24 protein-coding genes are annotated in these 24585 nt (G+C 65.0%); 11 read left to right on the plus strand and 13 right to left on the minus strand.

From position 1 onward, the window contains the following. Positions 1–251 (minus strand): hypothetical protein (locus tag G559_RS29060; RefSeq protein ID WP_036997547.1); only part of this gene is annotated, 251 nt, incomplete at its 3' end. Between the two features lie 204 nt (positions 252–455). On the opposite strand from G559_RS29060, the gene G559_RS0117665 reads away from it, so the two are divergent. After that, a complete protein-coding gene (locus G559_RS0117665) occupies positions 456–1835 on the plus strand; it encodes a pyridoxal-phosphate dependent enzyme (protein WP_028629511.1) in 1380 nt (459 codons plus the stop codon). Continuing rightward, positions 1832–3016, plus strand: a complete 1185-nt coding sequence (locus G559_RS0117670; RefSeq protein ID WP_028629512.1) for a trans-sulfuration enzyme family protein — start codon at positions 1832–1834, stop codon at positions 3014–3016. The genes G559_RS0117665 and G559_RS0117670 overlap by 4 nt, the downstream gene beginning before the upstream one ends. A 149-nt stretch (positions 3017–3165) precedes the next feature. Here the strand turns inward: G559_RS0117670 and G559_RS0117675 are convergent, their stop codons facing one another. Then, positions 3166–5547: a penicillin acylase family protein gene (locus G559_RS0117675; protein WP_028629513.1), complete on the minus strand. Its 2382-nt coding sequence runs from the start codon at positions 5545–5547 to the stop codon at positions 3166–3168. 111 nt (positions 5548–5658) lie between these two features. On the opposite strand from G559_RS0117675, the gene G559_RS0117680 reads away from it, so the two are divergent. After that, positions 5659–6699 (plus strand): AraC family transcriptional regulator, encoded by a 1041-nt coding sequence (locus tag G559_RS0117680; protein ID WP_051246745.1) that lies wholly within the window; start codon positions 5659–5661, stop codon positions 6697–6699. Here the strand turns inward: G559_RS0117680 and G559_RS0117685 are convergent. Continuing rightward, the gene (locus G559_RS0117685; RefSeq protein WP_051246748.1) at positions 6696–7271 is read right to left on the minus strand and encodes a DUF6436 domain-containing protein; all 576 of its coding nucleotides are present in this window, start codon (positions 7269–7271) and stop codon (positions 6696–6698) included. The genes G559_RS0117680 and G559_RS0117685 overlap by 4 nt on opposite strands. Positions 7272–7392: 121 nt before the next feature. On the opposite strand from G559_RS0117685, the gene G559_RS0117690 reads away from it, so the two are divergent. Continuing rightward, entirely contained in the window at positions 7393–8334 is a 942-nt protein-coding gene (locus G559_RS0117690; RefSeq protein WP_028629516.1) for an alpha/beta hydrolase, read from the plus strand. Between the two features lie 22 nt (positions 8335–8356). On the opposite strand, the gene G559_RS0117695 is transcribed toward G559_RS0117690, so the two are convergent. Next, positions 8357–9112: a DUF2059 domain-containing protein gene (locus G559_RS0117695; RefSeq protein WP_028629517.1), complete on the minus strand. Its 756-nt coding sequence runs from the start codon at positions 9110–9112 to the stop codon at positions 8357–8359. Between the two features lie 207 nt (positions 9113–9319). Here G559_RS0117695 and G559_RS0117700 point away from each other — a divergent pair, with 207 nt between their 5' ends. After that, entirely contained in the window at positions 9320–9937 is a 618-nt protein-coding gene (locus G559_RS0117700) for a 2OG-Fe(II) oxygenase (RefSeq protein WP_028629518.1), read from the plus strand. Between the two features lie 10 nt (positions 9938–9947). On the opposite strand, the gene G559_RS0117705 is transcribed toward G559_RS0117700, so the two are convergent. Next, entirely contained in the window at positions 9948–10505 is a 558-nt protein-coding gene (locus G559_RS0117705) for a DUF6160 family protein (RefSeq protein WP_036997549.1), read from the minus strand. 225 nt (positions 10506–10730) lie between these two features. Between G559_RS0117705 and G559_RS0117710 the strand changes: the two genes are divergently transcribed. Continuing rightward, positions 10731–11222, plus strand: a complete 492-nt coding sequence (locus tag G559_RS0117710) for a DUF523 domain-containing protein (protein ID WP_028629520.1) — start codon at positions 10731–10733, stop codon at positions 11220–11222. Between the two features lie 3 nt (positions 11223–11225). On the opposite strand, the gene G559_RS0117715 is transcribed toward G559_RS0117710, so the two are convergent. Then, complete coding sequence (locus G559_RS0117715) at positions 11226–11762, minus strand: transporter substrate-binding domain-containing protein (RefSeq protein ID WP_028629521.1); 537 nt, start codon at positions 11760–11762, stop codon at positions 11226–11228. Positions 11763–11890: 128 nt separating this feature from the next. Here G559_RS0117715 and G559_RS0117720 point away from each other — a divergent pair, with 128 nt between their 5' ends. Further along, the gene (locus G559_RS0117720; protein WP_028629522.1) at positions 11891–12322 is read left to right on the plus strand and encodes a DUF4399 domain-containing protein; all 432 of its coding nucleotides are present in this window, start codon (positions 11891–11893) and stop codon (positions 12320–12322) included. 82 nt (positions 12323–12404) lie between these two features. Here G559_RS0117720 and serA read toward each other — a convergent pair whose 3' ends face one another. Next, positions 12405–13634 carry a phosphoglycerate dehydrogenase gene (gene serA, locus G559_RS0117725; RefSeq protein ID WP_028629523.1) on the minus strand — a complete coding sequence of 410 codons (1230 nt, stop codon included), beginning with the start codon at positions 13632–13634 and terminating at the stop codon, positions 12405–12407. A 187-nt stretch (positions 13635–13821) separates the two neighbouring features. Here serA and G559_RS0117730 point away from each other — a divergent pair, with 187 nt between their 5' ends. From G559_RS0117730 to G559_RS0117745, 4 genes are all read left to right on the plus strand, one after another. Further along, the gene (locus G559_RS0117730; protein ID WP_028629524.1) at positions 13822–15213 is read left to right on the plus strand and encodes an FAD-binding oxidoreductase; all 1392 of its coding nucleotides are present in this window, start codon (positions 13822–13824) and stop codon (positions 15211–15213) included. Between the two features lie 62 nt (positions 15214–15275). Then, positions 15276–15941 carry a fumarylacetoacetate hydrolase family protein gene (locus tag G559_RS0117735; RefSeq protein WP_028629525.1) on the plus strand — a complete coding sequence of 222 codons (666 nt, stop codon included), beginning with the start codon at positions 15276–15278 and terminating at the stop codon, positions 15939–15941. Positions 15942–16027: 86 nt separating this feature from the next. Next, positions 16028–16960: an SdiA-regulated domain-containing protein gene (locus G559_RS0117740; RefSeq protein ID WP_028629526.1), complete on the plus strand. Its 933-nt coding sequence runs from the start codon at positions 16028–16030 to the stop codon at positions 16958–16960. A gap of 101 nt (positions 16961–17061) precedes the next feature. Next, on the plus strand, positions 17062–17409 hold the full coding sequence (locus tag G559_RS0117745; protein WP_028629527.1) for a NirD/YgiW/YdeI family stress tolerance protein: 348 nt from the start codon (positions 17062–17064) through the stop codon (positions 17407–17409). 270 nt (positions 17410–17679) lie between these two features. Here G559_RS0117745 and G559_RS0117750 read toward each other — a convergent pair whose 3' ends face one another. From G559_RS0117750 to G559_RS0117775, 6 genes are all read right to left on the minus strand, one after another. Then, positions 17680–18711, minus strand: a complete 1032-nt coding sequence (locus tag G559_RS0117750) for a histone deacetylase family protein (protein WP_028629528.1) — start codon at positions 18709–18711, stop codon at positions 17680–17682. Positions 18712–18744: 33 nt separating this feature from the next. Next, positions 18745–20136, minus strand: a complete 1392-nt coding sequence (locus tag G559_RS0117755) for an APC family permease (RefSeq protein ID WP_028629529.1) — start codon at positions 20134–20136, stop codon at positions 18745–18747. A gap of 429 nt (positions 20137–20565) precedes the next feature. Next, on the minus strand, positions 20566–21609 hold the full coding sequence (locus tag G559_RS0117760; protein ID WP_028629530.1) for an ABC transporter substrate-binding protein: 1044 nt from the start codon (positions 21607–21609) through the stop codon (positions 20566–20568). Positions 21610–21638: 29 nt separating this feature from the next. Then, positions 21639–22427 (minus strand): ABC transporter permease, encoded by a 789-nt coding sequence (locus G559_RS0117765; RefSeq protein WP_028629531.1) that lies wholly within the window; start codon positions 22425–22427, stop codon positions 21639–21641. Continuing rightward, a complete protein-coding gene (locus G559_RS0117770; RefSeq protein ID WP_028629532.1) occupies positions 22424–23335 on the minus strand; it encodes an ABC transporter permease in 912 nt (303 codons plus the stop codon). The genes G559_RS0117765 and G559_RS0117770 overlap by 4 nt, the downstream gene beginning before the upstream one ends. After that, positions 23332–24381 carry an ABC transporter ATP-binding protein gene (locus tag G559_RS0117775; protein ID WP_028629533.1) on the minus strand — a complete coding sequence of 350 codons (1050 nt, stop codon included), beginning with the start codon at positions 24379–24381 and terminating at the stop codon, positions 23332–23334. Before G559_RS0117775 ends, G559_RS0117770 begins: the two co-directional genes overlap by 4 nt. Positions 24382–24585 lie beyond the last annotated feature (204 nt).

Here is a 24585-nt window from a genome sequence, read left to right on the forward strand (position 1 = left end):
CCATCCTGGCCCGCTTCATACACCACGACCACTCTGGCGGACGCCGGCAACGCCCAGAGCGCGCGCGTCTCCGCGATCGTTTGCACCACCTGCTCCAGGCGCGCCAGGGGCTGCGGTGCGTCGACTGTCTTCAGCCGGGGGTTGCGCCGGGCATCGCTCAGCGCCACTTTCCAACTGGCCTTGGCCAACTCCAGCGCCACTGCCAGGACCGGTTCATTCGCACTATGCTGTTCAACGTAGGCCGTTCGCATGTCGATTCCTCCTCTGGGCCAAACCTTCTATCCCCCGGATTAAGAATCGGCGTGCGGGCGGCCTTTGCATAGGATCTACGTACCGCATCGCCCTTTCTGCTCCCCCTTCGTCGGAACCCATGGCGGCACTCCGCCGTGCGACCTATGTTCCAGCGTGGGGCGCCTGCTTCGCCCCCCTGCCTGGTCGCGCAAGGAGGTGACGCCATGAACAGTGTCAAAGATGTTCGTCCCGCAGTCCTCGACCTGATCGGCAACACCCCGCTGGTGCGGGTCAGCCGCTTCGATACCGGGCTCTGTACGCTCTTCCTCAAGCTCGAATCCCAGAATCCCGGCGGCTCGATCAAGGACCGTATCGGTGTCGCCATGATCAACAGCGCCGAGCGCGATGGCCGGCTCAAACCCGGCGGCACCATTGTCGAGGCGACCGCCGGCAACACCGGCCTGGGACTGGCCCTGGTGGGCCGCGCCAAGGGCTACCGGGTGGTGCTGGTGGTGCCGGACAAGATGTCCACCGAGAAAGTGCTGCACCTCAAAGCCATGGGTGCCGAGGTGCACATCACCCGCTCCGATGTCGGCAAGGGCCACCCCGAGTATTACCAGGACCTGGCGGGGCGCCTGGCCGCGGAGATACCCGACGCGTTCTTCGCCGACCAGTTCAACAACCCGGCCAACCCGCTGGCCCATGAGAGCACCACCGGGCCGGAAATCTGGCAACAGACCGGACAGGATGTGGATGCCATCGTGGTCGGCGTCGGCTCGGCTGGCACCCTCACAGGACTGACCCGCTACTTCCGTCGGGTGCAGCCCGCCCTGGAAATGATCCTTGCCGACCCGGTAGGTTCGGTGATGGCCGAGTACGTGCGAAGCGGGACCTTGGGCGCGGTCGGTTCATGGGCGGTGGAGGGAATCGGCGAAGACTTCGTGCCATCCATCGCCGACCTGTCCAGTGTTCGTCACGCCTATTCCATCAGCGACGAAGAGAGCTTCGCCCACGCCCGCGAACTGTTGCGTGCCGAGGGTATTCCTGGCGGTTCCTCCACTGGCACCCTGCTGGCGGCGGCGCTGCGTTACTGCCGTGAACAGCAGACCCCGAAGCGCGTGGTCAGCTTCGTCTGCGATACCGGCACCCGCTACCTGTCCAAGGTCTACAACGACCAATGGATGACCGACCAGGGTCTGCTGGCGCGCAAGCGATATGGCGACTTACGCGACATCATCGCGCGGCGTTTCGAAGACGGCCGGGTGATCAGCGTGGGGCCGGACGACACCCTGCTCACGGCGTTCCAGCGCATGCGCCTGGCAGATGTATCTCAGCTACCGGTGCTCCAGGGCGACGACCTGGTGGGGGTGGTCGACGAGTCCGACATCCTGCTCGGTGTGCATGCTGACGCGACGCACTTCCGCCAACCAGTGGCGAGCGTCATGACCACGCGCCTGGAGACGCTGGCGCCGGACGCCAGCCTGGCTGAACTGCAGGCCGAGTTGGACCGTGGCCTGGTGGCCATCATCGCCGATGCGTCCGGTTTCCATGGCCTGATTACCCGTTCCGATCTGCTCAACCACCTGCGGAGGACCCTCGCATGAGCCAGCAGGACGATACCCTCCGGCGCGCCTTCGCCACCCGCGTGATCCATGCTGGCCAGGCCCCCGACCCTTCCACCGGGGCCATCATGCCGCCGATCTATGCCAACTCCACCTACGCCCAGGAAAGCCCCGGCGTGCACAAGGGCCTGGACTACGGCCGTTCCCACAATCCCACGCGCTGGGCCCTTGAACGTTGTGTCGCGGATCTGGAGGGCGGTGCCCAGGCCTTCGCGTTCGCCTCCGGGCTGGCTGCCATCGCCACGGTGCTGGAACTGCTGGACAGTGGCTCCCACATCGTCGCCAGCAATGACCTCTACGGTGGAACCTTTCGCCTGTTCGAACGGGTACGCCGGATCAGCGCCGGACACCGCTTCAGCTTCGTCGACTTCAGTGACATCGGCGCAATCGGTGCGGCGCTGACCGACGATACGCGCATGCTTTGGGTGGAAACCCCGAGCAACCCCCTGCTGCGGCTGGCCGATCTTGAGGCCATCGTGGAGCTTTGCCAGGCGCGCGGCATCATCCTGGTGGCGGACAACACGTTCGCCAGTCCCTGGGTGCAGCGCCCGCTGGAACTGGGCTTCGATGTGGTCGTGCACTCCACCACCAAGTACCTCAATGGCCACTCCGACGTGATCGGTGGCATCGCCATCGTCTCCGGCGAAAGTCGCTGCGACCTGTTGCGCGAGCGCCTGGGCTTCCTGCAGAACGCGGTAGGCGCCATCGCCGGTCCCTTCGACGCCTTCCTCACCCTGCGCGGGGTGAAGACCCTGGCGCTGCGCATGGAGCGCCACTGCAGCAATGCCCTCGAACTGGCCTACTGGCTGGAGCAGCAGCCGCAGGTGGCGCGGGTCTACTACCCCGGCCTGCAGTCCCATCCGCAGCACGCCTTGGCGCGGCGGCAGATGCATGGCTACGGCGGCATGATTTCACTCGATCTGCGGGCCGACCTGGCAGGCACCCGGCGCTTCCTTGAAGCGGTGCGCATCTTCACCCTGGCGGAGAGCCTGGGCGGCGTGGAAAGCCTGATCGAGCACCCGGCGATCATGACCCATGCCAGCATCCCGGCGGAGATCCGCGCCGAGCTGGGCATCGGCGATTCGCTGGTGCGGCTGTCGGTCGGAGTGGAGGATGTGGATGACCTGCGCGCGGACCTGGCGCAGGCGTTGGGGAGGGTTTGAAGGCTGCCATTCAGGATCGACCCCGCGCTGGCTGATGGCTTTCCCCCTCACCCCAACCCTCTCCCTCAGGGAGAGGGGGCAAGAGCGGTGCGCGTTGTTAGCCAGGTGCGGGTCACCCCCCCCTCCCGTTCAGGGAGAGGGGCAGGGCTTCAGTTCCCAGGCACCAACTTCAGCGTCTCTTGGCTATTGGCCTTCACCTCATCCGCGGCGAAGTGCATCGGCACGTACTCACCGCGCAGGTACGCCTCGGCCTGGTCTTTGTAGTGACGGTCGAAGGGCACGCCGCTCTGGCCCACCGGGTTGATGCCCAGGGCATGTTCGGCGTCGGCCAGGTCCACCAGGCGTCGCGTCGAGGGGCCATAGAACACCTCCCAGGGCGCCGGGCCGACGCGGTGGGACAGGTTGTTGGGTACCTCGTGGCCGCCCGGTGCGGCGAAGGGGCCGACATTGAACAGCAGGTTCAGCGGCTTCTGCTGGCCCAGCGGATGCGCGTGGGTCAGGGTGTGGCCGGTGCCCCAGAGCCATTTCGAGCTGTCTTCGCCGAGGGTCTTTTTCAGGTGCGCGAGGCTGGCCTGCCAAGCGACCTTGACCACCTCCGCGCGGCTTTCCTTCTGCGGCGTATCGCGCTTGTCCCACCAGGGCGAGCCGGCGTCGTCCGCCAGGCGCGGCAGGGCGGTGTCGAGCACGCGGGTCTGCAGCAGGCTGTCGAAGAAGGCGTCACCCAGTTCGTCGCGCATGGCCGCACTGGCCAGTTCAAAGGTGAGCTGGTTGAACAGGGTGGCGGCCACCGAGTCCAGCGCGTGGTCGCCGTCCCAGCCTGCCAGTTGTTCCACCAGCGCTTTCTCCCGGTCGTCGGCCGCCGCCGCGCGCAGCTCGTCGAGCAATGGCGCCAGCAGGCGCGGGCCGTAGCCGGTGCCGGTTTCCAGTTGCAGTGCCTGGCTGTTCTGCACATCCCACTTGACCCCGGGCTTGGCGAGGCGCTCGTTCAGGCGCTGACCGCGGTCCGGCAGGTTGTAGTAGCCGGGAATCGCCACGCCCGTGGGCGACAGAGGCTGGTAGTTGGCCGAGACAATGTAGCCACGCTCCGGGTTTTCCTCGTGCGGGTTGGCGCTGAACGGCAGATAACCGGGCTTGTCCGCCTCGTGGGTGCTGCCGTCGAGGATGAAGGTGGGGTTCACGCCCTCCGGCCGCTGGGGCAGCTTGGCCGAGGCCCACCAGCCGATGTCGCCACTGGCGTTGGCCCAGATGATGTTGAGGCCGGGCGAGTGGATTTTCTCGGAGGCGGCGCGGGCCTGGTCCAGGCTGCTGGCGCGGTTGAGGTCGTAGAAGGCGTCGAGGATGGGGTTCTCGGTTTCGAGGAAGGCCCACCACATCGCGATTGGCGTCTTGCCGGCAGCGGCGCCAAGAGCATCGTTGATGATCGGGCCGTGGGGCGAGCGACGCAGGGTCAGCTTTACGGGTTCGCCATCCTTGACCGTGATGGTTTCCTCGCGACTTTCCAGGTTCACCCACTGGCCCTGGTACCAGACCTGGTTGGGGTTGTCCGGGTTGCTCTTCTCGGCGATCAGGTCGAGGTCGTCGTTCTGGAACATGGTCAGGCTCCAGGCGAACTGCCGGTTGTGGCCGAGAGAGGCGACCGGATTGAGGGCCTGGTGGTGGCCGTAGAGCTCGAAGCCCGGATAGGCCAGTTGCGCCTCGTACCACACGGCCGGCACGGCGAAGCGGATGTGCGGGTCGCCGGCCAGCAGTGGCTTGCCGCTGGCGGTGTGGCTGCCGGACACGGCCCAGGCGTTGCTGCCCTCGAACTGCGGCAGGCCGGCTTCCACCAGCGCCTGCTGGCTGAGCTGGGCGAGGCGGTTGAGGTCCTGCCAGTCGGCGCTGGCCAGGGGCTGGCTGATCACGCCTTCGGGGTGCCAGTCGACATCGAAGGCGGTCAGGTAGTCGGCACCCAGCTCGTCGCGTACATAGGTCATCACCGGTTCGGTGCGGAAGGCGGCGGCGAAGCTGTAGGCCATGTAGCCGGCCACGGAGAGGGTGTCGGCGACGGTGAAGGGGCGCTTCTCGATGCCCAGCAGGTCGAACTCCAGCGGCGCCGGGCGGTTGTCCTGATACTGGTTGATGCCGTCGAGGTAGGCCTGCAGTGCCTTGGTCGCCGGGCTGTCCTTGTCCATCTTGAGGGCGTACTCGTCAGCGTGGGCGCGAATGCCCAGGGTGCGGAACAGGCGGTCGGTGTCCACCAGGCGGGCGCCAAGGATTTCCGCCAGTTCGCCACGGGCCAGGCGGCGCAGCATTTCCATCTGGAACAGGCGGTCTTGGGCATGGACGAAGCCCAGGGCGCGGTACATGTCGGCTTCGTTGGCGGCCTGAATGTGCGGCACGCCGCGCTCGTCGTAGTGGACGGTCACCGGAGCCTGGAGATGGGCCAGGGAAAGTTCGCCGTCGCGCACGGGCTTCTTGCTCTCGCTGTACCAGGTGGCGCCGGTGGCGGTCGCGGCGATGATGACGGCCAGGGCAGTCAGGGTGCGTTTCATGCACGAATCTCCTTGTTGTTATGGTCGCGGCATTCTCCCCAAGCCGACCTTCGCGGGCATTGACCGGCGACCTGCAAGCTGAAAGTCTTCGGTCAATTCCGAGGAGCCGCCATGTCCAACGCTGAGCCCGATGTTGCCAGCTTCGTTCCGCTGACCCATTCCGCCACCTTGCGCCGTCTGCTCTACGAGGCGCTGGCGGAGCTCGGCCTGGACCCGGGGAAGATCTATCTCGGCGTCAACCAGCACCGTCGCCTCGGGCCGCCGCCGGTGGACGGCCGCCTGCGCCACGACGATGCGCCGCAGTTCTGGCTGGCCGCGGACACGCTGATCGGCGACCCCGATATCGGCCTGCACCTGGGCGAGGTAATGAAGCCGCGCCTGCTCGACGTGGTGGGCTACCTGCTGCTGGCCAGCCGCGACCTGGGCGAGGCGCTGGCGAGCTTCCTGCGCTTCCAGCACATCCTTTCCGGTGGCTTCGTCGCCCAGTTGCAAGTAGCGGGGGCGCAGGCGCGCCTGGTGATCGACCTCAACTACCTGGGATTCTCTTCCCTGCGCCAGCAGATGGAATGCCTGGCGCTGTTGTTCACCAAGCTGTTGGGCTTCATCACCGACGGCGAATTTCGCCTGGAGGGCGTGCAGTTCCGTCATGGGCGACCGGCGCGGGTGAGCGAGCACCAGCGACTGTTTGGCCTGCTGCCGGCATTCGGTTGTGAGCATGATGCGTTGCTGTTCCCGGCGGCGTTGCTGAAACGCCCCTCGCGCACCGCCAATCCGGAACTGCATCAGGTGCTCTGGCAACATGCGGAGACGCAGCTGGATGCGCTGGTGGGCAACGACCTGCTCAACCGTCTGCGCTACCTGCTGGGTGTACGCCTCGGCCAGGCGGATTGCTCACTCGAAGCCTGCGCCGCCGAACTGGGCTTCAGCGGCGGTGCCCTGCAGCGGGCCTTGGCGGAGCAGGGCAGCAACCTGCGGCGGGTGCGGGAGTCGGTACAGCAGGTCCGCGCGGTGGAACTGCTGCAGGACGGCAAGGCGATGCGTGAGGTGGCCCGGGCCTGCGGTTTTTCCGAGCTGTCGCCGTTCTACCGGGCCTTCCGTCGCTGGTACGGGATGCCACCGGAGGCCTATCGGGAGCGTCTGCGAGCGGGTTAGGACGGGCTCCGCCAGGCACAGAAGCAACCTGCCGCCAGGGTGCTGCTGGCGCTCACCGGGCGGTTGTCGAGCAGGGCCTCGAGAATCGGCTCGATGAAGCTGTTGGCCGAATTGCACACGGCGCCTTCGCTGTAGGGGCCGAAGTAGGCCAGATGGCCGTCGCGGTCCCAGATGCCGACAGCGGGCACCGCCGGCAGTTGCCCGGCGCCGGGCACCTCGACCAGGGGTTGCAGGGCTTCCAGGCCAGGCGGCAGTTGGCCCTTGCTGCCGGGCTTTTGCAGCGCATGGAAGGTCACGCCCTGGGGGACGAAGCGCTGGATCAGCTCGGCCAGGTGTTGCTGGTTGCCGGCATTGCAGGGGCAGGCCGGGTCCCAGAAATGCACCAGGCGGATCGGTCCCGGTCCGGCGAGCTCGGCCGGCAGGCGCAGTTGCTCGCCGGAAAAGACCGTGGCCTGGGTATTGAAGGGGCGGACATAGCGCGACTCGTACCAGCGCAGGGCCAGCAGGATGGCGCAGACGCAGGTGAGGAGGACGAGGCTGGTGATCAGTGTCTTGGGCTTGGGTGCACGCATGGTGAAAGGCCTGTGCGGGGGCGCGTAGCTTGCCACGTTGCGCCGGGCAGCAGAATATCGGCAGCCGGCCAGGGACCCAGGTGGTCCTGTGGATAGCGTTGCTTCACTCAGGGAAAACCCGATGCCAGACCCGTTCCAGCCCGATCTCCTGCGTCCTCTGTTGCGACCCTTGGCCGCAGGCGCTGCCGACTTGCGCCAGGCGCAGAGCTATCGCGCGTTCTACCGGCTGGATTTCGCCACGCGCCATCCCGGCGTACAGAGCCGTCTGGGCTGTGTCGAGGTGGCCGGGTACTCCCTGGTCACCCAGCTCTGGCTGCCGCCCGAGCCCCGCGCCAGTCTGGTGATGCTGCACGGCTACTACGACCACATGGGGCTCTATGGGCATCTGGTGGACTGGGCACTGGGCATGGGCTTCGCGGTGATCGCCTGCGACCTGCCGGGCCATGGGCTATCCAGCGGCGCGCGAGCCAGCATTGGTGATTTCGCCGAGTATCAGGCCACGCTCCAGGCGCTGCTGGGAGAGGCTGCCGCCCTGAACCTGCCGCAACCCTGGCACCTGGCTGGGCAGAGCACTGGCGGTGCCATCCTGCTGGACTACCTGCTGACCGGTGCGCCGCGTCCGGAGCTGGGCGAGACCCTGCTGTTCGCCCCGCTGGTGCGGCCGCGCGCCTGGGGCTGGTCGAAGTTCAGCTACCAGCTGATGCGACATTTCGTCGAAGGCATTCCACGGCGCTTCAGCGTCAACTCCAGCGACGCCGAGTTCATCGAGTTCGTCCACCACAAGGACCCGCTGCAGCCGCAGACCCTGCCCACCGCCTGGGTGGGAGCTCTGGCGCGCTGGGTGCCGTGTATCGAGAACGCGCAACGCAGCACGCGCCGGCCCCTGGTGATCCAGGGGAGCGGTGACATGACAGTGGATTGGCGGCACAACCTGCGGGTGCTGGCGGATAAGTTCGATCGGCCGGAGGTGCTGATGCTGGAAGGGGCCGGCCACCATCTGGTGAACGAGGCGCCAGCCTATCGGGAGCGGTACTTCGGGTTCTTGCGGGAGCGGCTGAGCTAGCCCGGAGTCGTTGTCCGACGGCTCAGAGGCCCTGCTGTGCGGAGGCGTCCTGGCCGACGGCAAGGCCAGCGCGCACGGCAGCCAGGGCGGCCTGATAGTAGGCCTTGCCATCGGCGGATTCGGCGAAGGTGACGAACTCTTCCAGTTCCGGATCGGACAGTTCGCGGTAGACATAGAGCAGGGTGTTATCCAGGTCGTTGCCAATCTGCTCCATCAACCGCTGGCGCTGGCCGTCGATCATGCCCTGGGCCTGGCCGCTCCCCAGCAGGCCGGGGAGCATCTGGCTCAAGCTGTCAGCGGCGACGCCGGCCAGGGCAAGGCTGACTTCGGCGCCGGCTTCGCGGGCCGGCAGTGCCTGGGCCAGGTGGCGGATCAGCAGGCGTCGCGTGGCGTCGGCCTCTATGCGCGGCAGGCCGTTGACATGCAGGGCCAACTGGTCGCGTCGGGTGGCCAGGGTTTCGGCGGCGATGACCTTGCGTCCCAGAGGCGACTGGAAGAAGGCCAGGGCCGGGCGCGGGTCGTGCAACTGGCCGCGGAGGGCAGCCTGGGCGCGCTGGTCGATGGCCTCGGGCTGGAAGCGGCGGTTGCTGTTGTCCACAAGGGCCTGGTAGACCGCCGGCGGCAGGGTCTTCTGATAGCGCTGCTGAGCCGCTGCAAGGGCGTCGTTGAAGTGCGCACGCTGTTCTGGCCAGCCGGCCGCCTGGTAAAGGTTGGCGTGATCGTCGGCCAAGGCAGGCAGGCCGAAGAGGAGGAGGGTAACGGCGAAGAGCAGGCGCATGAAAACTCCTTGATGACGCAGTCCGCTGTTCGTATCGGACCCACTCGTACGGCATCGGTTCGGCGGGGGAAGGCGTTGGCGGTGGGCAGGTGAGGCGGGGTTGAGCGTGCGGCTATTCTCAGCGGACTTGGGCTTTATTGTCGAGGTGTCGGAAACTGCCGCAAGTCATGTAGGCGATGTCCTATGCGCTGGTAGAATGCCGCCATCATGACTGCACCTGCCGAATCCCCGCTGACCGCCCTTATCGTCGACGACCTGGCCAATCAGGGCTGGTCCCACCAGCACCTCGTGTTGCCTGCTGACCTCACTACCGCCTTGGCCGAAGAATGCCGCGCCCGCTCCGCTGCCGGGAGTCTTGCGCCGGCTTCGGTCGGCCGTGGCGAGGGACAGCAGATTCGCGAGGGGGTGCGTGGCGACCGTATCCACTGGCTGGAGCCCGGCCAGTCGGCCGCCAGCGACGCTTACCTGGCGCTGATGGACGAGCTGCGCCAGCGGCTCAACCGTGAGCTCTACCTGGGGCTGGAGGATTTCGAGTGCCATTTCGCCCTCTATCCTCCCGGCGCCTTCTACCAGAAGCACCTGGACCGCTTCCGCGACGACGACCGTCGTGCGGTGTCGGTGGTGGCGTACCTGAATGCCGATTGGCAGCCGGATCAGGGCGGCGCTCTGCGCCTGTACCTGGCCGACGGCGAACATGACGTGCAGCCCGAGGGCGGCAGTCTGGTGGTGTTCCTGTCCGCCGAGTTACCCCACGAAGTCTTGCCGGCGAACCGTGAGCGGCTGTCCCTGGCAGGTTGGTTCCGGCGGCGCGGCGGAGCGCTCTGAGCGCCGGGGGCTAGTGGCCCCAGACCCGGAAGTTGCCGCGCAGGTCGGTGATGTCGCGGATTTCCAGGCTGCCAAGCCGGCTCTCGCCAATGTGCATGTCGGCGGCGACCCGCACGCGGATGCGTTGGGCCGGGATGAAGCTGGCCTGCAGTTGTTCGTTGATGGTGGTCAGGTCGGGCAGCTCCAGACGGATCTGCTGGGTACCTGAAGCGGACTTGACCACGTCCAGCTTGAGCGTCGGCTGGTCGGCGCCCAGCGCAGGGACGGTCAGGCCCAGTTGCGCCGGACCCAGGGGGAAGTTGCCACCAGCTCCGTTGGGGCAATCGCCGGGTTTCAGGCAGCCGTTGTCGATGCGCACGTTGCGCAGCGACAGACTGCCGCCATCGTCGTTCCAGCTGATGCTGTCGATGCGGGCCATCACGTCCAGGCGCAGGTTGATCCCGGCCTGGCCACTGATCTCGCTGAGGGCCTGGTTGTCCAGGGATTCCAGGGCGGCCTGGCCGGTACCGCTGAGCAGGGCGGTGCCGCAAGCCAGGGCAAGGCGGAGGTTGTGTGTTGTTCTGCGCATGGCACGCTCCTGTGCAGGTTGCGCGCAGAGTCTGGAGCGCCGCGTGAGCCACAGCCAGTGACGCAGGGCGCTTCCCGTCTAAGGATGGGGAAGCTCGTCGGCTTCCCCAAGAAGTGGCTTGGCAGTTGTCCGCTCAAGGCCCTACCTTCGATCAGTGCCCGGTTCGCGCCAGCGGAATGGGTGTTACCCGGGGTGACCTCAAGTGTCGCCCCTTTGGAGAAGAGGATGCAGAAGATTCTGGTCAGCCGTTGCTTGTTGGGGCAGCGGGTGCGTTATGACGGCGGCACACACGGGCCGTTCGGTGTGCTGGAGCGCTGGCAGGTGGAGGGCCGCATCGTGCCGCTCTGCCCGGAGGTGGCCGGTGGACTGCCGACACCGCGGGCACCGGCAGAGATTGCCGGCGGCCGTGGTGCTGCGGTGTTGGACGGCGAGCTGCCGGTGCTTACCGACGACGGCCAGGATGTGACGACCGAATTCGTTGCCGGGGCGCGCATCGCCCTTGAACTGGTGGCCACCTACGGTATTCGCATCGCGCTGCTCAAGGCGCGCAGCCCCTCCTGCGGCAATCGCGAGAACTATGACGGCAGCTTCAGCGGCGTTCGTGTCGCTGGCGAGGGCGTCACCGCTGCGGCCTTGCGCCGCGTCGGTGTCGAGGTGTTCAGCGAAGAGGAACTGGCCGAGGCGGCAGCGCGCCTGGCCGAGTTGGACGACGCCTGAGGCTCAGCGCGAGGCAGCGGCCGGTGCCTGGCTGAGGTCCTTGCCCAGCCATTGCTCGGACAGCGCGCCGAGCCTGCGCTCGCTGCGGAGCTTGGTCAGGGCGCGGTTCAGGCTGTCGCGGAAGGCCGGGTTGCCCTTCTGGAAGGGAATCGTCATGGGGGCCGCGGCGCCGCTTTCGCCTACAGCTTCGGCCTGGGGGAAGAGGTAGGGCTCGCTGAATTCCAGGGTGTCCTGGCCTTCTTCCGACGGCTCGAACTGGTCCAGGGCAATGTCGTAGCGGCCGCTCTGCAGGCCGTCCGGCATCTTGCCGCCGTCGTCCACCACGAAGTCCGCCTCCACGTTCAGCTCCGTTGCCAGGGCGCGACCCAGTTCGACGTCGAAGCCGACCAGCTTGCCGCCCTCGCGGTAGCTGTAGGGCGGATTGTTGTCTTCCAGGGCGATGCGCAGGCTGCCGCGTTCCCAGATATCGTCGAGCAGTTCGGCCTGGGCGAGGGGGCTCAGCAGGGCGAACAGGGCGGGCAGGCAGTACAGCAGGCGCATGGGGAACTTCCTCGTTTCGTTATGATTTCTTCGGCTGGCGCGGGGTGCAGCGCATGCTCGGACAGCAAGTGAACCTATCTGGTTGCATAGGGTCTGGTGTCTGGTTCACAAAAACATGGAGATGTGTAATGAGGACTTCGTCTTTCCTGAGCCTTGGCGCCCTTCTGCTTGGCGCCGCTACCGCCACCCAGGCTGCCGTTCCACGTACCCCCTCGCCCGAAGGCGCGCAGGTGTACTTCATCGAACCGGCAAATGGCGCCACTGTCGGCCAGACCTTTACCGTCAAGTTCGGCCTCAAGGGCATGGGCGTCGCGCCCGCCGGCGTGGATGCGCCCGCCACCGGCCACCATCACCTGCTGATCGATCAGGACGCCGCGCCGGCGATGGACATGCCGTTGCCCATGACTGACAACCTCCGCCATTTCGGCAAGGGCCAGACGGAAACCCAACTGACCCTGCCGCCCGGCAAGCACAGCCTGCGGCTGCTGGTAGGCGACAGGAACCACGTACCGCTGGACCCGCCAGTGATTTCGGAAACGATCACGGTGACGGTCAAGTAACGACGTCGGAAACGAGAAAGGGAGGCCGAAGCCTCCCTTTTTCATGTCCGGCGAAGTATCGCCGATGCGCAGCGGCCCCTTGTTAGAAGAGGACGCGGCTGCGGATGGTGCCGTTCACGTGCTGCAGTTTCTCGAGGGCGAGGTCCGAGTACTCGGCATCGACGTCGATCACCACGTAGCCAACCTTCTCGTCGGTCTGCAGGTACTGACCGGAGATGTTGATGCCGTTGTCGGCGAACACCTTGTTGATCTCGCTCATCACGCCCGGCACGTTCTCGTGGATGTGCAGCAGGCGGTGCTTGCCCGGGTGGGACGGCAGGGCCACTTCGGGGAAGTTGACCGAGGACACCGAGGTACCGTTGTCGCTGTACTTGACCAGCTTCTCGGCCACTTCCAGGCCGATGTTGGCCTGGGCCTCGGCAGTGGAGCCGCCGATGTGTGGGGTCAGGATCACGCGGTCCAGGCCACGCAGCGGGCTCTCGAACTCTTCGTCGTTGGACTTGGGCTCGACCGGGAACACGTCGATCGCGGCGCCGATCAGGTGCTCGTCCTTGATGGCTTCGGCCAGGGCGTCCAGCTTCACCACGGTGCCGCGGGCGGCGTTGATCAGGATGCCGCCTTGCTTGATGGCGCGGATCTCCTTCTCACCGATCATCCACTGGGTGGACGGCAGCTCGGGCACGTGCAGGGATACGATGTCGGACATGCCGAGCAGTTCGTGCAGGTTGCCCACCTGGGTGGCGTTACCCAGCGGCAGCTTGGTCACGGTGTCGTAGAAGAACACCTGCATGCCCAGGGCCTCGGCCAGGACCGACAGCTGGGTGCCGATGGAGCCGTAACCGACGATACCCAGCTTCTTGCCACGGATTTCGAAGGAGTTGGCTGCGGACTTGATCCAGCCGCCGCGGTGGCAGGAAGCGTTCTTCTCCGGGATGCCACGGAGCAGCAGGATCGCTTCGGCCAGCACCAGTTCGGCGACCGAGCGGGTGTTGGAATAGGGGGCGTTGAACACCGCGATACCGCGCTCGCGAGCGGCACTCAGGTTGACCTGGTTGGTGCCGATGCAGAAGCAGCCGACGGCGATGAGCTTCTTGGCGCAGTCGAACACCTCGTCGGTGAGCTGGGTACGCGAGCGGATGCCGATGAAGTGGACGTCGGCGATCTTCTCTTTCAGTTCATCACCCGAGAGGGCGCCCTTGAGGTACTCGATATTGGTGTACCCGGCGGCCTTCAGGGTGTCCACGGCATTCTGGTGGACGCCTTCGAGGAGAAGGAACTTGATCTTGCTCTTTTCGAGAGAGGTCTTGCTCATCTGCGTACCTATGTATCCCGGTAAAAATGACAGAAGCGGGCCGTGGGGGGACTTGGCTGCTACCCGGAAAATCGGCTGGAGAGCACGATTCGCGGGGTGCGTATGCTAGCATGATCTCCTTTTCCCTTGCTCGGTTGCGACCTGAATCGTTCTCAGGGCGACCATGAATGATTTGAGAGTTCCGCTGATGACCAACGTTGCCCTGATCGAAGAGCTGAAGACCCTGGTTGAGCCCGGCAAGGTGCTGACCGACGCCGCGTCCCTGGAGGCTTACGGCAAGGACTGGACCAAGCATTTCGCCCCGGCCCCCAGCGCCATCGTCTTCCCCAAGAGCATCGAGCAAGTACAGGCCATCGTTCGCTGGGCCAACCAGCACAAGGTCGCGCTGGTCCCCTCTGGTGGCCGTACCGGCCTCTCCGCCGCGGCTGTAGCAGCCAATGGCGAAGTGGTCGTCGCCTTCGACTACATGAACCAGATACTCGAATTCAACGAGTTCGACCGCACCGTGGTCTGCCAGCCGGGCGTGGTTACCGAGCAGCTGCAGAACTTCGCCGAAGAAAAGGGCCTGTATTACCCGGTGGACTTCGCGTCTGCCGGTTCCAGCCAGATTGGCGGCAATATCGGTACCAATGCTGGCGGGATCAAGGTTATTCGCTACGGCATGACCCGGAACTGGGTAGCCGGCCTGAAGGTGGTCACCGGCGCTGGCGACCTGCTGGAACTGAACAAGGACCTGATCAAGAACGCCACCGGCTACGACATGCGCCAGCTGTTCATCGGCGCCGAAGGCACCCTGGGCTTCGTGGTGGAAGCCACCATGCGCCTGGACCGTGCGCCGAAGAACCTCACCGCCATGGTCCTGGGCTCGCCTGACCTGGACTCGATCATGCCGGTGCTGCACGCCTTCCAGAGCAAGCTGGACCTGACCGCTTTCGAGTTCTTCTCCGACAAGGCCATGGCCAAGGTCCTGGCCCGCGGCGACGTGCCGGCGCCCTTCGAAACCGATTGCCCCTTCTATGCGTTGCTGGAGTTCGAGGCCGCCAGCGAAGAGATCGCCAACGACGCCCTTGCCACTTTCGAACATTGCGTCGAGCAGGGCTGGGTGCTGGATGGCGTGATGAGCCAGAGCGAGCAGCAACTGCAGAACCTGTGGAAGCTGCGCGAGTACATCTCCGAGACCATCTCCCACTGGACCCCGTACAAGAACGACATCTCCGTCACGGTTTCCAGGGTGCCAGCGTTCCTGCATGACATCGACGCCATCGTCGAAGCCAACTATCCGGACTTCGAAGTGGTCTGGTTCGGCCATATCGGCGACGGCAACCTGCACCTGAACATCCTCAAGCCGGACAACCTGTCCAAGGACGAGTTCTTCGCCAAGTGCGCCACCGTGAACAAGTGGGTGTTCGAGACCGTGCAGAAGTACAACGGCTCCATCTCCGCCGAGCACGGCGTGGGCATGACCAAGCGTGACTACCTCGGCTACAGCCGCTCGGAGCCGGAGATCGCGGTGATGAAAGCGATCAAGGCGGTGTTCGATCCGAACGGGATCATGAACCCGGGGAAAATCTTCAATTGAGCAGACAGGCGGTGGAGCGATCCACCGCCTGTTTCGTATGGATACCGTTCAGGAGTCGGTAAATGAGCTACCAGCATCAGTATGTCGATGGCACCTCGATCCACTTTTCCCTGGGCAAGGTGGTCTGCGTCGGCCGCAACTACGCCGAGCACGCCAAGGAACTGAACAACCCCGTGCCCACCGAGCCGCTGCTGTTCATCAAGCCGGGCTCCTGCGTGGTGCCGCTGGCCGGTGGCTTCAGCATTCCCCAGGACCGTGGCGCGGTGCATTTTGAAGCGGAAATCGCCGTGCTGATCGGCAAGCCGCTGTCGCGCCACCCGGACGAAGAGGAAGTGCGCGACGCCATCTCCGGCTTCGCCCCCGCCCTGGACCTGACCCTGCGCGACGTGCAGGCGAAGCTCAAGGAGAAGGGCCTGCCCTGGGAAATCGCCAAGAGTTTCGACGGTGCCTGCGTGCTGGCGCCCTTCGTGCCGGGCGACGCGCCCGAACAGTTGGACGACATTGGCATTCGCCTGACCATCAACGGCGAAGTCCGCCAGGATGGCAACAGCCGTGACATGCTCAACCCCATCCTGCCGCTGATCCAGCACATGGCGGGTCACTTCAGCCTGCAACCGGGCGACGTCATCCTCACCGGTACCCCGGTGGGCGTCGGCCCGCTGAACCAGGGCGATGACCTGGTGCTGGAACTGGTTGGCCACAGCCGCTTCGAAAGCCGGGTCATCTGATCCGGCCGACCGGCGGAGATGCATTTCACGGAACTTTCACTGGCATATGGCTATCTCTTAGCCACCCTTTCGTTGAGTAGTATCCGATGCCGCTCCGCCTCCTGCCGTTCATCCGCCGCCGCAGGCTGATGCTGGGACTGGTCGCCGCCTTCGCCGGGACCACCGCCCTGACTAGTTACATGCACTGGGACGACCGCGCCCTGGTCTGGCTGGGTGAGCAGCAACTGACCCAGGAACAGCGCGCCGACAGCATCTGGCTGCCGGGCTACAGGGCCGTGCTACAGGGCAAGCCACTGGCTGGCCTGGAGAACGACGAAACCTCGGACCTGGCCTACAACCCGGTTACCGGTACCCTGTTCACCGTCACCGGCAAGTCACCGACCCTGGTGGAGCTGAGCCGAGACGGCGAGGTGCTGCGCAGGATTCCACTGAAGGGCTTCTCCAACCCCGAAGGTGTAGCCGTGCTGGAAGGTGGCCATGTTGCGGTGACCGATGAACGCCGCCGCACCTTGTCGATTTTCGAGCTGGACCCGGAAACCCGTGAGTTGAGCGCCGGTAGTACGCCTGAGTTCGACCTCGGTTTCCCCGACTCGGGCAACAAGGGCTTCGAAGGCATCGCCTGGGACCCGGCCCAGGGCCGGCTAATTCTCGGCAAGGAGCGTGGCCCCGTTGCGTTGTTCAGCCTCGGCAGCGACGGCAGCGAAGCCCACGGCGACGTACTTCGACCGCTCCCCAGTTATGGCCTGGGTATGCGCAATCTCTCCGCACTCAGCATCGATCCGCGCACCGGCCATCTGCTGGTGCTCTCCGCCCAGTCCAATCTGCTGCTGGAGCTGGACGAACAGGGCGAGCCTGTCAGCTTCATCAGCCTGCTCGGCGGCATGAATGGCCTGGAAAGCCGCATCCCCCGCGCCGAAGGCGTGGCCATGGACGAGAGCGGCGACATCTACGTCGTCAGCGAGCCGAACCTGTTCTACGTGTTCCGCAAGCAGCTGGTGGCCAGCGCCGATCCGAGTTAGGGCGCCCCACCGTTAAGCTTCGCTTAAGGCGCTTTTAAGCCTCGTTTCAGCCAGCCGCCCTAGCCTGATCCCGTCAACCAAAACCACACGGGATCACGTCCATGAAAACCAAATACCTCGCCCTGCTGGCCGCGCCGCTGTTCTCTACTGCCGTCATGGCCAGCAGCTACACCGGCCCCGGCGCCACGTCCCAGATCACCACTGTCGCGGCCGCGCTTGAGGCCGCCGATGATGCACCGGTGGTGCTGCAGGGGCAGATCGTCAAGCGCATCAAGGGCGACATCTACGAGTTCAAGGACGCCAGCGGCACCATGAAAGTGGAGATCGACGACGAAGACTGGCCGCCCATGTCCATCGACGACAAGGCCACCGTCAAACTGACCGGCGAAGTGGACCGCGACCTGATGGGCCGCGAAGTGGATGTGGAGTTCGTCGAGCGGGTGAACTGAGTCATAGGGCGAAGATCATGCTCGGGACCTGTAGGGGCGAATGAATTGGCTATGTCTGAGTTTTAGCTGTTGCGAGACGGCAACCGGCAATCGGCGAGCGTGAGTGCGGGTAGGAGCCAGCTTGCTGGCGAAAACGTCCGCATTCGCTAGCAAGCTAGCTCCTACAACAGATTCATTCGCCAAGGGCTGCAGCGCACCCCCCCCTACGGGAAACCCGGGCAGACCTTCGGCCTGCTTGGCGAATGAATTCGCCCCCCACACGAAAGCCTCTCACGCCACGCTTTCGAACCCCTGCAGCACATTGATCGCGTTAATGCCGATCTCCTCCACCGCATAGCCCCCTTCCATAACAAACAGCGTCTGCAGGCCGAGCTTGCCGATGATTTCGCCCATGCGCAGGTAATCCGGGCTGTCCAGCTTGAATTGCGAGATGGGGTCTTCCTTGAAGGTATCCACGCCCAGCGATACCACCAGCGCGTCCGGCGCGTATTCGGCGATCTGCCGGCAGGCGTCGGCAAGAGCCAGGCTCCATACCGACCAATCGATTCCCGAGGCCAGTGGGTAGTTGAAGTTGAAGCCCTCACCCGCGCCCACGCCTTTCTCGTCCGCGAAGCCCAGGAAGTAGGGGTACTCGAAGCGCGGATCGCCGTGGATGGAGGTGAAGAGCACGTCGGCGCGGTCGTAGAAGATGTCCTGGGTGCCGTTGCCGTGGTGGTAGTCCACATCCAGCACAGCAACCCGCTTCGCTCCGGCATCCAGCATGGCCTGCACGGCGATGGCCGCGTTGTTCAGGTAGCAGTAGCCGCCCATGTAGTCGGCGGCGGCGTGGTGGCCCGGCGGGCGGCACAGGGAGAAGATGCCGCGGGCGCCCTTGTGCAGCTCCGCCTGGCCGCTGAGCGCAACGTTGGCCGAGCTGGTGATGGCCTGCCAGGTGCCGGCGGTGATGGGGGCACCAGCGTCAAAGGAGTAGTAGCCCAGGCGACCGTCGATATCGGTGGGTTCTACCTGCCGAAGGCGCCGGGTCGGCCAGGCGATCGGCAGCATGTCATGACTACGGCCCTTGGCCTGCCAGTCGCCCCAGGCGTTCTTCAGAAAATTGACGAAGCCTTCACTGTGCACGCGCAGGATGGGCGATAGACCGAAGTCGGTCGGCGCCTGGATGGCGCCCAGGTTCACCGCCTTGGCGCGGTCCAGCACCATGTCGGCGCGGCTCGGCTTCTCGAAGCAGGGGGTGAACTGGCCACCGATCAGCTCGTGCTTGCCGTGGTGCAGGTGGTGGTCGTCGGAATAGATCGTCAGCATCAGCGTCTCCTTTCGGCTAGCGGGTCATCGGGTTCATTCGTGTTCGGAAAACTGCACCTGCGGCGCCTTGCGGCGGAAGCCGCCGGTCTGCACGGCGAGGTAGACAAGGCCAATGGCGAACCAGCCGAGGCCGATGGCCAGGGTCAGCCCCGACAGGCTGGTCCAGAGCCAGGCGATCAGCGCGAAGCCGATCAGTGGGACGAGCCCGTAGCGCAGCCAGTCGCCCGGCTGGCGCGGGCGGCCGTCGAACAGGTGGGTGCGGATCACCGCCAGGTTCACGGCGGAGAAGGCCACCAGGGCGCCGAAACTGATCATCGAGGCCAGGGTGGCGAGGTCGATCACCACGGCCAGCAGCGATACCAGCGACACGATCAGGATAGCCACGGTCGGGGTGTGGAAGCGCTCCGACAGGGTTCCGAACAGGCGACGCGGCAGGATGCCGTCGCGGCCCATGCTATAGAGGATGCGCGAAACCGACGCCTGGGAAGCCAGCGCCGAACCGGCAGCGCCTGCGACGTAGGTGGCGGTGAAGAAGGCGGCGAGGAACTGGCCACCAGCCTGCAGCATCACTTCGTTGGCGGCGGCATCCACATCCTTGAAGCTGCTGCCGGGGAACACCAGTTGCGCCATCAGCGACAGCACGAAGAACAGCACGCCGGCGCTGAGGGTGGTGATGATGATCGCGCGCGGGATGTCGCGCTTGGGGTCGCGGGCTTCCTCGGCCAGGGTCGAAACCGCATCGAAGCCGAGGAACGACAGGCAAAGCACCGCTGCGCCGGCCATCAACGGTGCCAGTCCGGGTTGGCTGCCGTCGCCGACGAAGGGCGCGGTGAAGTCGATGGGGGCGCCGAACAGGCTCTTGCCAGCCATGGCGAGGAACACCAGGACGAAGATCACCTGGGCGGCCACGATCAGGTTGCTCATGCCCGACACTGAGCTGATGCCGAGGACATTCAGCACGGTCACCAGGCCGATGGCGCTGACCACGAAGGCCCAGGCGGGCACCTCGGGGAAGGCGATATTGAGGAAGAGGCCGATCACCAGGTAGTTGATCATCGGCAGGAACAGGTAATCGAGCAGAAGTGACCAGCCGGCCAGGAAGCCCGCGCAGGGGCCGAAGCTCAGGCTGGTGTAGGAGTAGGCAGAGCCGGCAATGGGGTAGCGGCGGACCATGAAGCTGTAGGACAGGGCGGTGAAGATCATCGCCAGCAGGGTCACCACGTAGGCCAGGGCGGTGCGCCCGCCTGTCATTTCGGTGACCACGCCGTAGGTGGTGAAGATGGTCAGCGGCACCATGTAGACCAGGCCGAAGAACACCAGGGCGGGTAACCCGAGTATCCGGCGCAGGGCCGTGCCCTGGGCGCTGTGGGTGAATTCGTTGGGCAGGCTGCCGCTGTTGTCGAGGCGGGCGGACGGGCTGGACATTGTTTTCTCTCCGATTTACTGCGCGCCGCAGGGCGGCGCCTGGTTCGCAAGGCGAGCCATCCAGGCACGTGCTAGGCCGGGTCCGTTGCGCATCCGGCTGTGCGCGGGCAGTCAGTAAGGGTGGAGTTGGACGAAAGGTGGAGGGGCGGTGTGAAGCGCATGTGCACGGGACATTTGGGTATCTCTCTAGCCGTTGTTCTTGTTGGATCGGCACCCGCCTGTGGGGCACCTGCTAGCTGCATGCGCTTCGATTCTGTCAGCGGGGGGAGCGGGGTAGAACCCCGCAAAGGGTCAGAATGGGATCGAAATGGCCAACATGGTTGGCCGGTTGATTCAGTTGAGTAGGATGGGTGGAGCCTGCGATACCCATCACCATCGTCGATGGGTATCGCTTCGCTCCACGCCATCCTACGGGCTATGGCTGGCGACTTATTTCTTCAGCTTGGTCCACACCTTGCTGCGCAGGCTCAGGGCCTTGGGCGAGCAGAGCTTGAAGGTCCGCAGGCGGTCCAGCTTGTCCTGCGGGGTGTTGATGGCCGGGTCGTCGAATAGCTCTTTCTCCATGAACTTGTCCGAGCCGTCGATGGCGTTGTTGTACTTGGCGAAGTTGGAAGCGGCGGCGATGTTTTCCGGCAGCATCATCCAGTTGATGAAGGCGTGGGCTTCCTCGACGTTCACGGCCTCCTTGGGAATCACGAAGTTGTCGATGAAGACGTGGATGCCTTCCTTCGGATAGACGTAGACCAGGCTGTCGCGCTGGGCGTGGGCACGGTGGAAGGCGCCGTTCCACTGCATGTGCATCGCCACTTCGCCGGCCGCCATGCGCTCGATGGTGCCGTCGCTGTTGTACATGGCCAGCAACGGCTTCTGTGCCAGCAGCAGGTCCTGGATCTTCTTCGCGTCCTTCGGGTCCTCGGTGCACTGATCGATGGACAGGTAATGGGACGCGGCGATGTAAAGGTCTTCGATGGAGTTCAGCGCCACGACCTTGCCCTTCAGCTCGGCCGGCGGTTCGAAGAAAGGCTTCCAGCTCTCGTCGAGCTTGCCGCCCGGCACCTGCTTGCTGTCATAGCTGTAGCCGGTGGTGCCCCAGAGGTACGGCACGCTGTAGTCGTGGCCGGGGTCGAAGTCGAGGGTCTGGAAGTTGGTCTTGAGGTTTTTCAGGTTGGGCAGCTTGCTCTTGTCGAGTTTCTGCAGCAGTCCGTCGCCGGCCATGATCTGGATGAAGCTGTCCGAGGGCACCACCACGTCGTAGGCGCCGCCCCCGGCCTTGAGCTTGGCCAGCAGGGTTTCGTTGCTGTCGTAGGCGTCCAGGGTGGCCTTGATGCCGGTGTCCTTCTCGAACTTCTTCAGCAGCTCCGGCGGAAAGTAGTCCGACCAGTTGGCAAAGTGCAGGGTCCCTGCGGCCTGGGCGGAACCGGTCAGGCCGGTGGCGAGCAGTACAGCGAGTGCAAGCGGGGTACGGCGGGTCATGGTCAAGCTCCTTGCTGGTCGAAAGCGGGTCAGCGCTTGCGCTGCCCAACGTAGTAGGACAATGCAACGAAAGCTATGGAAATCACGAGGATGATCGAGGATATCGCGTTGATCTTCGGCGAAATGCCCATCCGGATCGAGCTGAAGATGTACACCGGCAGAGTCGTGGCGCCGGCTCCGGCGACGAAGTAGGTGATGACGAAGTCGTCCATCGAGATGATGAAGGCCAGCATGGCGCCGGAAAGGATGCCCGGCATCAGCAGCGGGAAGGTCACCTTCCAGAAGGCTTTCCAGGGCGACGCGTAGAGGTCGGCGGCGGCTTCGGCCAGGCGCGGGTCCATGCCCTCCAGGCGGGCACGGATCGGCAGGTAGGCAAAGGGGATGCAGAACACCACGTGGGCGATGAGGATGGTGAAGAGCGAGAGCTTCAGGCCGATGAAGGCGAAGAACATCAGCGTAGCCACGGCTGTGACGATCTCCGGCACCAGCAGCGGCAGGCCGAGTACGCCGCTCATCAGCGTCTGCCCACGGAAAGCGCGGCCGCGCATGCCGAGGGCGGCGAGGGTGGCCAGGGACGTGGCGATCAGCGTGGCGAAGGTGGCGACGATCAGCGAGTTCTTCGCTGCCCGGACGATTTCCGGATCGTTGGCCACCACCGAGTACCACTTCAGGCTGAAGCTTTCCCAGATGGTCGCCGACTGCCCGCTGTTGAAGCTGAGCGCCACCAGCACCAGGATCGGCACGTAGAGGAAGGCGAAGAACAGCCAGGCGGTGGGGCGTACGCCGGCGAAGCGCCAGAGCGGATTGCGCATGTTCATGGATGGCCTCCGGCGGCCTGCTTGAAGCGCAGGCTGTAAAACAGCATCGCCAGCAGCACGAAGCCCAGCAGGGCGAAGGACAGCGCCGCGCCCAGCGGCCAGTTGTGGGAGGCGCCGAACTGCAGCTGGATCAGGTTGCCGATCATCAGCGACTTACCGCCCCCGAGCAGCTCGGGAATGATGTAGTTGCCGAGCGAGGGGATGAACACCAGGATCGCGCCGGCGACTATGCCGGGCATGGCCAGCGGCACGATGACCCGGCGCAGGGCCTGGAAGCGGTTGGCGCCGAGGTCGAAGGCTGCTTCCACCAAGCGCCAGTCAAGCTTTTCAAGGCTGGTGTAGATGGGCAGCACCATGAAGGGCAGGAAGGTGTAGAGCAGGCCGATCACCACGGCCACGTCGGTGTAGAGCAGGCCCAGGGCGCCGTCGGATAGGCCGAAGACACCCAGTCCGCTGTCCACCAGGCCTCCGTTGCGCAGCAGCAGGATCCACGCATAGACCCGCACCAGCAGGTTGGTCCAGAAGGGCACGGTGACCAGGAACAGCAGCAGGTTGCGCTTGCGCTCGCTCTGCAGCGCCAGGTAGAGCGCAGTGGGGAAGCCGATCAGCAGGCAGCCTGCGGTTGTCAGGACCGAGAGCCAGAATGAGCGCTGGAAGATCTGCAGGTAGTCGGTGTTGAACACCAGGCTGTCGTCCAGGTCGCGCTCGTAGAGGAAGTTGACGTAGGCCTCCAGCGAGTACTGGTCCCACTTCACGCCACCGTAGTCGCCCGGCACAAGGATCGATACCAGGAACATGATCCCCAGCGGCAGCACCAGGAACACCAGCAGGGCGAGCATGGCCGGGCTGGTCAGCAACAAGCGCCGGCGCAACTGACGGCGTTCGGCCTGGGCGCGCAGGGTGCTCATTCGACCAGCACCCGGATGGCTTCGCTGGGCACCTGTACCCGCACCTTCTCGCCGCCGGAATAGGCATTCAGTGCGCCGTTGCGGTTCTGCTGGCGGACGCGGAAGCCGCTTTGCCCGGCAATGTTGAGGTGGTAGACGGTGTCGGTGCCGACATACACGACGTTCTCGATTTCGCCCGCCAGGTTGCCCTGCTCGTCCAGGCAAGTGCGTTCCGGGCGGATCGCCAGGGTCACGGTGCCACGGCGCGGGCTGAAGGCGCTGAGCAACTGACCGTCGGGCAACAGCACGCCGCGCTCCAGGGCTTCGCCTTCGAGGAAGTTGGTTTCGCCGATGAAGTCCGCAACCGTGCGGTTTAGCGGTGCTTCGTAGATTTCCGACGGGGTGCCGACCTGGAGGATGCACCCCTTGCTCATCACCGCGATGCGGTCGGACATGGTCAGGGCTTCTTCCTGGTCATGGGTGACGAAGATGAAGGTGATGCCCGTTTCATGCTGCAGGCGCTTGAGCTCGATCTGCATGTCCTTGCGCAGCTTCTGGTCCAGCGCCGAGAGCGATTCGTCCAGCAGCAGCACCTTGGGCTTGTTGGCCAGTGCGCGGGCCAGTGCAATGCGCTGCTGCTGGCCGCCGGAAAGCTGGTCGGCGCGGCGCTTGCCCACATCCGGCAGCTTCACCAGTTCCAGCATGCGCTGCACCGTCTGCTCGACCTCGTCGCGACCCAGGCCACGCATCTCCAGGCCGAAGGCGATGTTCTGCGCCACCGTCATGTGCGGGAACAGGGCGTAACTCTGGAAGACGGTGTTGACCGGACGGCGGAACGGCGGGAGGCCCTGCATCGGTTCGCCGTAGAGGCGGATGGCGCCGGAACTGGGTTGCTCGAAGCCCGCGATGAGCCGCAAGAGGGTGGTCTTGCCGCAGCCGGACGGGCCGAGGAGGGTGAAGAACTCGTTGGCGCGGATTTCCAGGGAAACATCGTCGAGGGCCTTCACGCCCTGCCCCGGATCACCGAACTCCATGCACACACGTTCGACGCTGATCGCGCTAGTCATGTTGATCACAAGCTCTAAGGGTTTGTTCTTATTGGGCTTTTCTTTTTCTGCTGGTGAAGCGGCCCTTGTTTGTCCCGATTCTGTCAGCAGCTCCGCTCCGAGAAGAACGATAGATCAGGTCAAAAGGAGATATTTTCGGCCAAGTTGCAGGCTGTGATGGACGTCGCTCTTGGCATATATCTGTAGGGGCGATTTCAATCGCCA

Source organism: Metapseudomonas resinovorans DSM 21078 (assembly GCF_000423545.1).
In the GTDB taxonomy this organism is placed as follows: Bacteria; Pseudomonadota; Gammaproteobacteria; order Pseudomonadales; family Pseudomonadaceae; genus Metapseudomonas; species Metapseudomonas resinovorans.